The sequence below is a fragment of the Enterococcus sp. AZ194 genome (genome assembly GCF_051713825.1).
GTDB lineage: Bacteria > Bacillota > Bacilli > Lactobacillales > Enterococcaceae > Enterococcus_K.
In genome coordinates this window covers 645,398-657,889 of the sequence record NZ_JBIOQR010000001.1, presented here as the reverse complement: position 1 = coordinate 657,889, position 12,492 = coordinate 645,398, and the positions used below count along the sequence as shown (strand labels likewise).

11 protein-coding genes are annotated in these 12,492 nt (G+C 38.8%); 2 read left to right on the top strand and 9 right to left on the bottom strand.

Annotated elements, in window-relative coordinates; translation table 11 throughout:
* Nucleotides 1-150: 150 nt before the first annotated feature.
* From IGI37_RS03200 to IGI37_RS03180, 5 genes are all read right to left on the bottom strand, one after another.
* Nucleotides 151-1,026: a YitT family protein gene (locus IGI37_RS03200; RefSeq protein WP_438759964.1), complete on the bottom strand. Its 876-nt coding sequence runs from the start codon at nucleotides 1,024-1,026 to the stop codon at nucleotides 151-153.
* Nucleotides 1,027-1,132: 106 nt separating this feature from the next.
* Nucleotides 1,133-2,902, bottom strand: a complete 1,770-nt coding sequence (gene aspS, locus IGI37_RS03195; RefSeq protein WP_438759963.1) for an aspartate--tRNA ligase — start codon at nucleotides 2,900-2,902, stop codon at nucleotides 1,133-1,135.
* A gap of 32 nt (nucleotides 2,903-2,934) precedes the next feature.
* Nucleotides 2,935-4,227: a histidine--tRNA ligase gene (hisS, locus tag IGI37_RS03190; protein ID WP_438759962.1), complete on the bottom strand. Its 1,293-nt coding sequence runs from the start codon at nucleotides 4,225-4,227 to the stop codon at nucleotides 2,935-2,937.
* A gap of 557 nt (nucleotides 4,228-4,784) precedes the next feature.
* Nucleotides 4,785-6,053, bottom strand: coding sequence for an ABC transporter permease (locus IGI37_RS03185; RefSeq protein ID WP_438759961.1), 1,269 nt, complete (start codon nucleotides 6,051-6,053; stop codon nucleotides 4,785-4,787).
* On the bottom strand, nucleotides 6,050-6,733 hold the full coding sequence (locus tag IGI37_RS03180) for an ABC transporter ATP-binding protein (RefSeq protein ID WP_438759960.1): 684 nt from the start codon (nucleotides 6,731-6,733) through the stop codon (nucleotides 6,050-6,052). The genes IGI37_RS03185 and IGI37_RS03180 overlap by 4 nt, the downstream gene beginning before the upstream one ends.
* A gap of 337 nt (nucleotides 6,734-7,070) precedes the next feature.
* Between IGI37_RS03180 and IGI37_RS03175 the strand changes: the two genes are divergently transcribed.
* Entirely contained in the window at nucleotides 7,071-7,703 is a 633-nt protein-coding gene (locus IGI37_RS03175) for a pentapeptide repeat-containing protein (protein ID WP_438759958.1), read from the top strand.
* 685 nt (nucleotides 7,704-8,388) lie between these two features.
* Here IGI37_RS03175 and IGI37_RS03170 read toward each other — a convergent pair.
* From IGI37_RS03170 to pepV, 4 genes are all read right to left on the bottom strand, one after another.
* Nucleotides 8,389-8,619, bottom strand: a complete 231-nt coding sequence (locus tag IGI37_RS03170; protein ID WP_438759957.1) for a hypothetical protein — start codon at nucleotides 8,617-8,619, stop codon at nucleotides 8,389-8,391.
* A 473-nt stretch (nucleotides 8,620-9,092) separates the two neighbouring features.
* Nucleotides 9,093-9,431 carry a DUF2314 domain-containing protein gene (locus IGI37_RS03165; protein ID WP_438759956.1) on the bottom strand — a complete coding sequence of 113 codons (339 nt, stop codon included), beginning with the start codon at nucleotides 9,429-9,431 and terminating at the stop codon, nucleotides 9,093-9,095.
* Complete coding sequence (locus IGI37_RS03160; protein WP_438759954.1) at nucleotides 9,412-9,849, bottom strand: hypothetical protein; 438 nt, start codon at nucleotides 9,847-9,849, stop codon at nucleotides 9,412-9,414. Before IGI37_RS03160 ends, IGI37_RS03165 begins: the two co-directional genes overlap by 20 nt.
* Nucleotides 9,850-10,026: 177 nt before the next feature.
* Nucleotides 10,027-11,439 carry a dipeptidase PepV gene (gene pepV, locus IGI37_RS03155; RefSeq protein WP_438759953.1) on the bottom strand — a complete coding sequence of 471 codons (1,413 nt, stop codon included), beginning with the start codon at nucleotides 11,437-11,439 and terminating at the stop codon, nucleotides 10,027-10,029.
* Nucleotides 11,440-11,617: 178 nt separating this feature from the next.
* On the opposite strand from pepV, the gene IGI37_RS03150 reads away from it, so the two are divergent.
* Nucleotides 11,618-12,451, top strand: a complete 834-nt coding sequence (locus IGI37_RS03150) for an NAD(P)H-hydrate dehydratase (RefSeq protein WP_438759952.1) — start codon at nucleotides 11,618-11,620, stop codon at nucleotides 12,449-12,451.
* Nucleotides 12,452-12,492 lie beyond the last annotated feature (41 nt).

Sequence of the window (12,492 nt, the reverse complement as noted above, 5' to 3'; positions counted from 1 at the left end):
TTAATAAATGTTAAGAATTCGACATCTCGTATTGGCTTTGTAATAGAAAAATGTATACCATCCCCTCAAGCCACAACCAATATCTCTATAAAAAATACCGACCGCCAAAAGTCTCGCCGCTTTTGGAGATCGGTACCTATTTATTATTTTTTACAAGTCTTCTTCATAAAAACGCCCGAGAATTTGGACATTGTCCGCGATACTAACAAAGGCATGCGGATCTGAACAACGCATCGCTACCTCTAGTTGAGGAAGCTCAAAACGTGTCACAATAGTTAATAGAACCGTTTGTTTATCATGTTTATAGGCGCCTTCTGCCTCATTAATAATCGTAATCCCTCGACGTAATTTTTTCTGAATCTCACTGACGACTTTCTCTGGATGTTTGGTCACAATCATCACTTGCATCTTTTTCTGCTTGGTAAACACGGCATCAGTTACTTTTCCACTAACAAAAATAGACAACGTGCTATAAAACATATACTGCCAGCCAAAAAGAACCCCCGCAACAAAGACAATTAAAGCATTAAAATAAATCGAGATAGAGCCGACAGAACGGCCCGTTTTTTTCCGAATCGTGATACTTAAAATATCTAAACCACCTGATGACAAGCCATTTTTCAGCGCAAAACCAATCCCGACGCCCATAACTGCTCCACCAAAAATGGCACAGATAATTGGATCTGTCGAAAGAACTGTTTCAGGAACAATATGAATAAAAAATGACGTCAAGGTGACTGTGATAACTGTAAAAACGGTGAATTTCCGACCAATTTTCAACCATGACAATACAAATAATGGAATATTTAATAGATACAAGGTCGTAGAGATTGGCACATTAAATCCAACAATTTTTTTGGATAAGGTGGTCAAAATTTGCGCCAACCCAGTGATTCCACTCGAATAGATATTCCCCGGTTGGTAGAAAAAATTAATGGCAACTGACGCTAATAATGCATAAACGATAGCAACTGAAAACTTGGTCGTATAATCATGATGGGCCCAGTTCTCTACTTTTTTTCTCATGAAAAAGCCTCACTTTATTGATTTCTCCCCCACATTATACGGGTTTTCAGAAAGAAAGAAAAGGACAACCCGATAAGTTGTCCTTAAAATTTTCTGTTTTTTAATTTTATTCTTCGATTGCTGTAACATCAATGTTCAATTCGAATAATTGAAGAGGAGAAACTGTACTTGGTGCAGCGGACATTGGGTCAACAGCTTTCCCGTTTTTAGGAAAGGCAATTACTTCACGAATGTTTTCCTCGCCAGAAAGCAACATCGCAAAACGGTCAAGACCTAACGCGATTCCACCATGTGGAGGGAAACCATAATCTAATGCTTCGAGTAAGAAACCAAATTGTTCTTCCATATCCTCTTTAGAAAAGCCTAACGTTTCAAAGACTTTTTCTTGCAACTCGCGCGTATGAATACGTAATGATCCGCCACCCAATTCATAACCGTTCAATACAATATCATAAGCCTCCGCATAAACTGATGCAGGATCCGTATCTAACAACGGCACGTCTGATTCTTTTGGCATAGTGAATGGGTGATGCGCAGAGACATAACGACCCGCTTCTGCATCATATTCAAATTGTGGCCAGTCAGTCACCCACAAGAAGTTAAATTTACTTTCGTCAATTAAGCCTAACTCTTTGCCCATACGAGAACGAACTGCTCCTAGAGTCGCTGCAACGATCTCTGCTTTATCCGCGCCAAACATCAACAAGTCGCCCACTTCAGCATTGGTTGCTTTCACGATATCCTCAGTAGCTTCTGTAATGAATTTCGCGATTGGGCCTTTCAAACCATCTTCTTCAACTTTTAACCAAGCCAAACCCTTTGCACCAAATTGAGAAACGTATTGCCCTAGTTGATCCATATCCTTACGTGAATATTTGTCAGCCGCACCTTTAGCATTGACCGCTTTAACAACACCACCGTTTTCTAGCGCCATTTGGAAAACCTTGAACTCCACATCTTTAACCGTCTCACTGATGTCAATTAATTCCATATCAAAACGCGTGTCCGGTTTATCGCTTCCGTAGCGCGCCATTGCATCATCGTATGTCATTCTAGGGAATGGTAAGCTCACTTCAATTCCCTTAACATCCTTCATCACTTTGGCAATCAATGCTTCTGTATGCTCTTGAATTTCTTTAGCAGTTAAGAAAGTAGTTTCAATATCGACTTGTGTAAATTCAGGCTGGCGGTCTCCACGTAAATCCTCATCACGGAAACAACGAACAATTTGATAATATCTGTCAAACCCAGCATTCATCAATAACTGTTTGAAAATTTGTGGTGATTGAGGTAACGCATAAAAATGCCCAGCATGTACACGAGAAGGTACTAAATAGTCACGAGCCCCTTCTGGTGTTGATTTCGCAAGATAGGGTGTTTCAATGTCTAAGAAATCTTGATCGTCTAAATAATGACGAATGGCTTTTGTCGTATCATTTCTTAATTTGATATTGTTAGTCATTTTGGGGCGACGTAAATCCAAATAACGGTATTTCATACGGATTTCATCGCCAATAATTTGGTCGTCTTCAATCGTAAATGGTGGTGTCTTCGCTGTATTTAAAACAGTAATTTCTGTTGCCATTACTTCAAATTCACCAGTTTTCATTTTGGGATTAATCACTTCAGCATCACGATTTCGGACTGTTCCAGTAATTTCAATTACATATTCACTTCGACATTTGTCAGCAATTTCCCAAGCTTCTTTTGAAATCTCAGGATTAAACACAATTTGAACGATTCCTTCGCGGTCACGCAAATCGATAAAAATCACGCCTCCATGATCACGTCTTTTTTGAACCCATCCTTTTAAAGTCACAACCTGACCTAATTGTTCACTTGAAACTAATCCATTATAAACTGTTCTTTTTGCCATCCTTTTTTCTCTCCCTTACTCCTGTATAACCTTTATTTTTTTGTTAACAACGCATCATAAATTTCATCAAATTGTTGATAAATTTCATCTAGAGAAACCGTGTGTTCGTCCCTTGTGGCCATCACTTTAATCTTAATGACCCCATCATTTAATTCCTCTTCACCCAACGTTAAGACCAACTTCGCATGGGCTTTATCCGCTGACTTAAACTGCGCTTTCGCTTTTCTGTTCATAAAATCTCTGTCTGCTGAAAAGCCAAAATTACGAATCGCTTGTACCACTTTGAGCGATTCAATATTCGTCTCTTCTCCCAAGCCAACCACATAGGCATCAATCTCATCAAGCGTTGGAATCATCACCTCTTCTGCCTCTAGTGTAATTAACACGCGTTCAATTCCCAAAGCAAAACCAAAGCCTGGCGTTTGCGGTCCACCCAATTCTTCGACTAAACGGTCATAACGGCCACCCGCACAAATGGTAGACTGCGCGCCCATCCCTGGTGCGTCACTCATGATTTCAAAAATAGTATGCGTATAATAATCCAATCCTCGCACCATATTTTTATCTACTTCAAAAGGAATCGCTAAAGCCTCTAACATAGCTTTGACTGCTTCAAAATGGACGCTTGCCTCTTCACTCAAGTAATCCAAAATAGACGGTGCATCTGCTACAAACTGCTTGTCCTTTTTGTCTTTACTATCCAATACGCGTAACGGGTTTTCATGTAAGCGACGTTTGGAATCCTCACTTAGCTCTTCTATGTGCGGTTCCAAATAATCAATCAGTGCTTGACGATAATTTTGACGCGTCTCTTGATCACCTAATGAGTTAATCACTAAACGAATTTTTTGAATACCCAATTGTTTGAAGAAATCCAATGCCATCGCCATCGTTTCCACATCCGTTGCAGGATTAGCACTTCCAAAAGCTTCAACGCCAATTTGGTGAAACTGACGCAAGCGTCCTTTTTGCGGACGTTCATAACGAAACATTGGCCCCATATAAAATGTTTTAAACGGCTTCGTAAATTCTGGTCCAAACAATTTATTTTCAACATAAGAACGAACAATTGGTGCTGTTCCTTCAGGACGCAAGGTTACATGACGATCCCCTTTATCATAAAAATCATACATTTCTTTTGAGACAATATCCGTTGTGTCACCAACACTTCGAGCAATGACTTCATAATGTTCAAAAATCGGTGTGCGAATCTCGTTAAATTGGTAATCTCTAAATATGATACGGGCAGTTTCTTCAACAAATTGCCATTTTTCTGATTCTCCAGGTAAAATATCATTTGTCCCTTTTGGACGTTGATAACTCATAGTACTCTCTCCTCTTTTTAATGAAATAAAAAAACGCCCTTGCTCAATAAAATGAACAAGGACGAATGATTGTCATACGTGGTACCACCTATTTTTGAAAGCAATGTTCGTTTCTACCAACGATTCACAGCTTTCCTCTAACGATTAACGCTCGTAACGGAGTGGCTTTTCACGCACTCATCTCCAGACTGTCTTTTCAGTTACAAGTCTTAAACTGTTTTCAGCCAATGACAGTTCTCTCTACTAAGCGCTTGACACTTACTCGTTCCTTCACAGATTTTCAAATATTACTTTAATTATCACTTCAAATATTACTTTTGTATTACTTATAAACTACTAGGAACTTTCATGAAAGTCAAGTCATTTTTAGAAAATCTATGAGAGATTTTCTAAAAATTCATAACATCAATCAAGAAATCTTTTTTTGAAAAGCCTTCTATTCTCCTGAATAACTGTCCTCTCTTTCAGGTTGAGTACTCGTCTGATTAGACCTTCTCAACCATAAAACAGAAAGGACGATGAGCACGCTCGCCCATCGTCTCTTTCGTAAATCCTAATTATTCATATCGTAACGCATTAATTGGGTCTAAACGTGATGCCCGATTTGCTGGAAGTGTCCCGGCTAAAAAGGCAATAAACATGATAATCCCCATGATCATCAAGACAGATGGAACTGAGAATTGTACAAGTGAGAAGCCTGTTAACCCATCAAGGAAGGACGTCGCCGCGATGTTATTAATCAAACTACCCGCGCCTACCGCACCGAGAATTCCTAAAACAGATCCCCAGAAGCCGATTAAGATTGCTTCTGTACTAAACATTAGGAAAATTTTCCCACTGCTCATCCCCATTGCCTTCATCAAACCAATCTCTCTGGTTCTATCTTGAACAGACATGTATAACGTGTTGATGATCCCAAAGCTTGCAGCCAATAATGCAATTGCGCCAAACATTGTTAAAACACCTGTAATCGCGTTAATCACTTGGCGAATCATACCGATTTGATCTTCTACAGTCTGCGCTAAGTAACCCTTATCTTCCAAACTCTTTTTCAAATCAGAAAGTTCCGCTTTGGAAATATCTTTTTTCATTGTTAGAGTTACCACATAGTAATTATCTTTCATTGCAGCCGGCAAGCCATGATTATTTTGTTCAAATACATCATCTGCCAATTTTTTATTGATGATAGAATCACCACCATTAACTAAGCTTGTTGTTCGTACTCCGACAATTTTCGCTTCTACCACTTTTTGTTCTTCTGTTGCAGGTGAAGAGAAGGCCACCTCAACTTTTTTACCTAGTGCATCTTTAGCGGACTTGTAGCCAAGACTGTCCACATACTCAGGAGATAGTGTGATTTCATACTCGCTCGATTTATCAGAGACTTCCCGTCCTTCTTCCACATCAATCGCAAGTTCACTTGCTGGAGAAGCTGAGAAGACGAATTTTTTATCAGATGCTCCTTGGATATAATCCACTTGGGGAATTAGATACGGATCAACCTTTTTAACATTCTTAAGCTGTTCCATACTTTTAATATCATCTTTTGTAATCATTTCCTGTGTTGCCGCCTGCTTGTTTTCCTCATACTCAGCAGGTCCATCACCATCACTCATCCCTGATTGTGCTGGTTGCACGATCATCATGTCTGTTGCCCCAACACTATTAACCTGCTTATCAATATAGTCGTTAACCCCAATATTGACCCCCGTCGTAACTGAAATTGTAAATGCGCCAATAAAAATAGCAACAATCGTTAGAATCGTCCGCCCTTTATTTCTCCATAAGTTTGAACTCGCTGACTTTAAGATATCTGTAATTTTCATACTGCACCCCCTGAAACAACTTCCCCATCTTTAATATGAATTTGTCGATCACATCGAGCCGCTAGTTCCGGATCATGTGTCACCACAATTAAAGTGATGTTTTTCTCTCTATTTAAATCAAATAATAATTTTTCAATCTTTTCGCCGGTTGCTGAATCCAAATTACCTGTAGGTTCATCCGCGAAAATAATTTCTGGTTGATTCACCAATGCCCGTGCAATACAAACACGCTGCTTCTGACCACCTGACAAATCATTGGCTTTATTTTTGGCCTTATCCGTCAATTCAACCGCCGCCAAAGCCTCTATCGCTCTTTGTTTTCTTTTTTTAGAAGAAAGTCCTGAAATTTTCAAAGGAAGTAACACGTTTTCTAATACCGTGTCCTTTGTATTCATAAAGAATTGTTGGAAAACAAACCCAAATGTTTCATTTCGAACCTTATTTAATTCTTTTTTCTTCACTTGTGTGGTCTCTTTTCCAAGTAAAAGAATTTCCCCAGATGTTGGTTTGTCTAAAAGAGCTAAAATATGCATCAAGGTTGATTTTCCTGACCCACTCTTTCCGATAATCGCAACCGATTCGCCTTTTTCAATCCGAATATCCACGCCCTTTAGCGCAGAAAATGTCGCTTGACCCGTTCCATATACCTTTTTCAAGTTTTTCGCTTCAATAACTGTCATTTTGTCCTCCTTATGTCTATGTATCTGTTTATTTGTATAAACTGTTTTTCACTACTCATTTATTCTTACATAGATATTCTATTTGAGTATGGACCTTAAGACCTATTTTCATCTCCATCTATTTTCCGATATTTTTCAGTAACTTTTTCAGCGTCTTTTCATTTATTCTACGTTAAAAAAATGATGATATCTTCGTTACTTATCAAATAGATCTACAATCAATTTCTAGCCAAAACACCTCTTAAAGCAGACATTTTTTCGTCTCATCACCTCTATAAATTAATCCCCTCAACCATTTTATTTGTTATAATAAAAGAAAACTGAAGGAGCCGTTCTAATGAAAAAAATAAAGCCCGTTGCGCCAATTCTGCCTGAACTGACCACGCAAGATTTTTATCTTGAAGATGAAGCATTTTTCCAAGGACTTAAAGTAGAGGATGTCGATTTAAGCTATGACGGATGCAATAATTTAGCCATCCGTGAGGCCCATTTTAAACGTCTAACCATGCAACGTACAAGGCTCGAACGATTTGAGTGTAGCAACATTGTTTTCGAGAACTGTGACCTTTCCAATTTGGAGTGGATTGGTGGTAGCTTTCAACAATGTCTATTCAAACAATGTAAACTAACGGGAACCAACTTTGCTGAAAGTTTTCTAAGAGATTGTCAGTTTGAAGACTGCATGGCAACCTTCTCTTCCTTTAGTGATACAAAACTAAAAGCCGTTACGTTTACCAATTGTCATCTTACTGATAGTGAATTTGTCGAAGTCAATTGGCAACATTTCACGCTTGAAAAAAACCAACTGACTGGCTCGAGCTGGTTTCACACAAAACTTTCTGGCTTAAACCTATCAGCGAATACCTTTGATTCAATCTCACTTTCACAAGAATTGATGAGAGGGCTAATCGTCAACCAAGAGCAAGCCATCGTCATCGCAATGGGCCTAGGATTAGTCGTCGAAGATTAACTACTAGCTACAGATAATTATTTTAGATAGTAAAAAATATCCTTAGCAGAGGTTTGCCTCCACTAAGGATATTTTATGTATCGCCTACTGTTCACATCATCTTAATTTCCCCAACCAACAGATTCGTTCACAATGGCTCTGAAAAAGAATAGATACGCCAGAATTGATGTATCATATTGCATCAAAGAAAGATCCAACGATTGAAAGGAAAACTGCAACTACTATTCGGATAACTTTATTTTTTATTTTGAGCACTCGATAGACATCAACAAAATTTGTTTTAAGCATAAGCCCAAAAGAAACTAGAATAAGAATACTAACCCCTACACATAGAACCACAGGAAACATGTCATCCCTCCTCATTTGGAATGAATTGCTTTATGTATAAGTTGATTATATCTATTCTATAAGCTTAATTCCTCCGACTTTAGGATGAATTGTCTCTTATTTTGATTGCATTGCACTTTCATAATAATAGATAGTCGGATAACTTATCAACCAAAACTAAGCCTGACATCATCGCAATACAGCTGGGTTTAGTTGTTAAAAATCGCCCCTATCTTCAAATAACAAATGATAGAAAGCCAAAAAAACATCCTTAGCAGATTTTTTTCTCCACTAAGGATATTTTCATTAGACGTCATGAACGTAGCCAAAAGATTCAAAAAAGCGTGCACGACTCTTCCTATAAATCACCCCAAAAAGCTACTTTATTTACCACCGCATAGTCAATTTCCTTATGTTGTCGATTGCCAAATTCAATCGCCAAATATTTTTCCAACGTCTCGCCATAATAAATCACATCACACCCGTACACAGACATCACTGGGTTATCGATTAAATACTGGGTGGACAGATAACGATGTGAATAGATAGGAATCAGCGGCACGCTCTTATTGGCATGGTCTAAAATCATTTGGTATCTCTCGAACTCGTTGTCTGGCTGCTCACCTCACTTGTCACACCAATCTAGGTTCTCAGTAGCCTCTTCAATTCCTTTGATAGGCCATTCCAAAGCTCTTTTTATTCTTTCGACATTTCTTTCACTAAAATCTCGCCAATTGTAGAAACCTTTTGAAACTGGCAAACCTTGCCGATAAAAATCTTGTAGTTCGGTAGGAAACGTTATACCATACAGCCTATGAATTTTTTCAATCTCTGCTTGATTTAATCCCCAAGCAAAAAATAATCCCTTTTGCGCTCATCATCTCCATTAGCTTTGTATTCATCTACCTACTCCTCATTGTTGATATACCAGCCTTTTTCTATAACTTTTTGATAAACTTATTAAATAATAAAAATCACCCAACGCGAGTTCTGTCATTAGGGACATTTATTTAGAGAATTGTTCTCTATTTATTGATTAATTCCCTGACAATTTCAAAACAATCAGCGTGAAATATCAACAATGTGTCGTTCATCAAAATATACTGTCTCTCCACATTGAAGGGCAGTAAGATGATAAGGATCATTATCTAACGTGCCAACGTATGTTACAATGTCAGCACAATCCGCGCTAGTTTCTGTTACTATCACCCACATGCGCTCTACATGTCCAGTCTCTTCTCGAAAAATTAACTTAACATATTCCGAAGCTTTCACCGTTCTTCTCGTTTCTTTCGTTGGAATTATAAACGTGTCCGGAAACTCTTGGGCTAATTGCTCGGCATTATCTAATTGAAACCTCTTCATGACTTCCCAACTTTCACTATACTTTCTTTGACTCATTGTTAAAGTACTCTATGTATCTCGCAAAGCACGTTCTCCTACGTGCCAATTCTAAATAATCATTCATGTCTTCTATAGAATCAATAATTCGTCCTCTATTAGTAGGACAATTATTTAGTAGCCCTAACATCACTGGTTTAACCCTATGTTTTTCAAGTCGACGTTTGTTTCGAACAACATAGGCTAACCCTAAGGCAGCATTTGCTAAATGTAGACAAATATCCTGAACCTTTTTCCAATCAGAAAGAAACTCCCCCACCCTTAGAGGCAACAAGAGTAATTCTTCTAAACTACCTGAAGCTAAGATTATTTGAATCTCCTCTTCACTGATTGTCTGTAATGGTCGGTATTGATTCACGTAAAAAAGGCCTTTCCCTATTAGCACGCTTGCAAATAGCCGATGATTTTTAGCACTCATTTTTTCCCCCTTGGAAACTAGCGCATAAAAGACGGTGTGATTTTTTGTGTTTTTTCGTAAAAAATCACACTAAAATCACACCGTTTAATAACACGTATTTATTTTCAACCACTTTTTTCTAGCTCAATCATCTAAGAACATTGATGTACGAATCAATGGCATTTGATAAAATAACTTTTACTTCGCTAGACGGTAGATGGCATCCGCGTAAATAACCGTTGCTCGGAATAAATCGTCTAAACTCATAAATTCATTGGCTTGGTGCATTGTATCTGTATAACCTGGGAACATAGCACCGTATGCCACACCACGTTTTAGTAAACGACCGTATGTTCCGCCACCAATGATTTGTTCGAAGCCTTTTTGACCAGTATGATCTTCATAGACTTGTAGTAAAGTCGCTACCAAAGGATCATCAATTGGCACATAGTGAGGTTCCATATTACGTTGTCCACGAGTAATTGTCGCACCTTCAGCACCTAAAGTTTTTTCTAAACCGGCAACTAAAGTATCAGGAGTAGTTCCTTTGGGATAACGATAGTTTGTGCGGATATAGTTGTCTTCGCTGCCTTCAACAAAAGATAATAATCCAGCATTCATCGTTAATTTACCCATTTTAACATCTTCATAAGCCACACCTAGTTTTTCTCCATAAAAGTCTTCATGAACATAGGCTGCCGCTGTGTGAAGGAAGTGTTTCGCTCCACCAGCAAAATCAAATTGATCCAAGAATAAGGCTAAGAAAGTTCCCGCATTAATCCCAGCTTCTGGATGTGCGCCATGTGCTCCTTTTCCGACTACTTCAATAGCTAAAGTCGTACCATCAACTTTAATTGAACCACTCACTGGGTGAGCAGTTGTAAACGCCGTAAAGTTTTTCTCCATCTCTGCGCTAATTGCTTCATCAGCAACCGTTACTGTCGCAGTCGCTGTTCCCGGAACCATGTTTTCACGTAAGCCAGATTTGAAGTTAATTAAATGAATTTCTCCATCATTGGTCCCTTTAAAGTTTAGTGTTAAGGTAATATTTCCTTTTTCCCCATTGATGATTGGGAATTCCGCATCAGGAGAAAAACCGAAGTCTGGTGCTTCTTCATGTTGGAAATAATAATCCATATCTGCCCAGCCACTTTCTTCGTCACTACCTACAACAAAGCGAATTTTTTTAGATAACGGTAATCCTAACTCTTTGATAATTTTCATCGCATAGTAAGCAGCCATACTAGGACCTTTATCATCACTTGAACCACGAGCAAAGATTTTGCCGTCTTTTACCACTGGCTCATAAGGATCTGTTGACCAACCATCTCCAGCAGGAACCACATCCATATGCCCAAAGATTCCTAGAGTTTCGTCCCCTTCACCAAAATCAATGTGCCCCGCATAGTTGTCGACATTTTTAACTTCGAAACCATCACGTTCTCCGTAAGCCAACATATGTTTTAACGCATCACGAGGTCCAGGTCCAAACGGTGCATCAGCCGTAGCCTTTGAATCATCTCTTTCACTGTTGATACGTAATAAATCACTTAAATCTTTCATTAAGTCGTCTTTACGTGCTTCGACTTCTTTTTTCCAATCAATTGTCATGTTTACTTCCTCCACTTCTTTTGTCTCTCGTGTCTAATCATACCATTTATTCAAAAAAAGTGACAAAAAAATCATCGTTTTTCTGCTAGTATTCGCTCATTTTACTCTCAGCGAAGTATAATAGAAAATAATAGACTGTTAAGTACTGGATTTTAAGCTCATAGAAAGGATTGGAACAATGAAACGACTAACTGAAAATATTTTAAAATCTGTCATTACCCCTCGACCTCAAATCAGTCATAAAGGAACCTTCGGACGAGCAGTTTTAATTGGTGGTAATACTCAATTTGGGGGAGCCATCATTATGGCCGCCCAAGCTTGTGTCTCTAGTGGGGCTGGCCTCACAACCATCATCACCGACCCAGTCAATCGGGCCGCCCTTCATACTCGCTTACCTGAAGTGATGATTATCGACAAAAATGACAAAGAGTTAACCAAAGAAACCATTCTGTCTGCAGATGTTTTACTGATTGGACCTGGCCTTGGCCTAGATGTCGAAGCATTAGAGCAAATACAAAATTTACTTATCTATCAAACAAACGAGCAGTGGTTAGTTATCGATGGTTCCGCTATTACTTTGTTTGCCCAAGAACGCTTCTCACTCCCTTTTCCAGAAAAGACGATCTTTACCCCTCATCAAATGGAATGGCAAAGAGTCAGCGCACTTTCTATCTCCGAACAAACAGTGGAAGAAAACAAACGAATACAACAAGAATTGGGCGCAACCATCGTACTAAAAAGTTACCGCACGCAAATCTACTCAGCAACTAAGCTCTATGAAAACCCACTAGGAAATCCCGCAATGGCAACTGGCGGAATGGGCGATACCTTAGCTGGCATGCTCACGGCCTTTTTAGCTCAATTTCCACAAACGCCTGAAACAATTGGCGCAGCAGTCTATCTCCATAGCTATATTGGTGATGCTTTAGCCAACGAAAATTATGTCGTCCTTCCTACCATGATTAGTGAAAGAATCCCTTATTGGATGAAGTATTTTTCAGAGCAAAACTAGCTACACTCAACTAAATTCAAACAACTTATATTTCAACAAGG

Coding starts and splice junctions, on each gene's coding strand:
- IGI37_RS03200 (WP_438759964.1), bottom strand. CDS start 1,026: ATGAGAAAAAAAGTAGAGAACTGGGCCCATCATGATTATACGACCAAG.
- aspS (WP_438759963.1), bottom strand. CDS start 2,902: ATGGCAAAAAGAACAGTTTATAATGGATTAGTTTCAAGTGAACAATTA.
- hisS (WP_438759962.1), bottom strand. CDS start 4,227: ATGAGTTATCAACGTCCAAAAGGGACAAATGATATTTTACCTGGAGAA.
- IGI37_RS03185 (WP_438759961.1), bottom strand. CDS start 6,053: ATGAAAATTACAGATATCTTAAAGTCAGCGAGTTCAAACTTATGGAGA.
- IGI37_RS03180 (WP_438759960.1), bottom strand. CDS start 6,733: ATGACAGTTATTGAAGCGAAAAACTTGAAAAAGGTATATGGAACGGGT.
- IGI37_RS03175 (WP_438759958.1), top strand. CDS start 7,071: ATGAAAAAAATAAAGCCCGTTGCGCCAATTCTGCCTGAACTGACCACG.
- IGI37_RS03170 (WP_438759957.1), bottom strand. CDS start 8,619: ATGATTTTAGACCATGCCAATAAGAGCGTGCCGCTGATTCCTATCTAT.
- IGI37_RS03165 (WP_438759956.1), bottom strand. CDS start 9,431: ATGAGTCAAAGAAAGTATAGTGAAAGTTGGGAAGTCATGAAGAGGTTT.
- IGI37_RS03160 (WP_438759954.1), bottom strand. CDS start 9,849: ATGAGTGCTAAAAATCATCGGCTATTTGCAAGCGTGCTAATAGGGAAA.
- pepV (WP_438759953.1), bottom strand. CDS start 11,439: ATGACAATTGATTGGAAAAAAGAAGTCGAAGCACGTAAAGACGACTTA.
- IGI37_RS03150 (WP_438759952.1), top strand. CDS start 11,618: ATGAAACGACTAACTGAAAATATTTTAAAATCTGTCATTACCCCTCGA.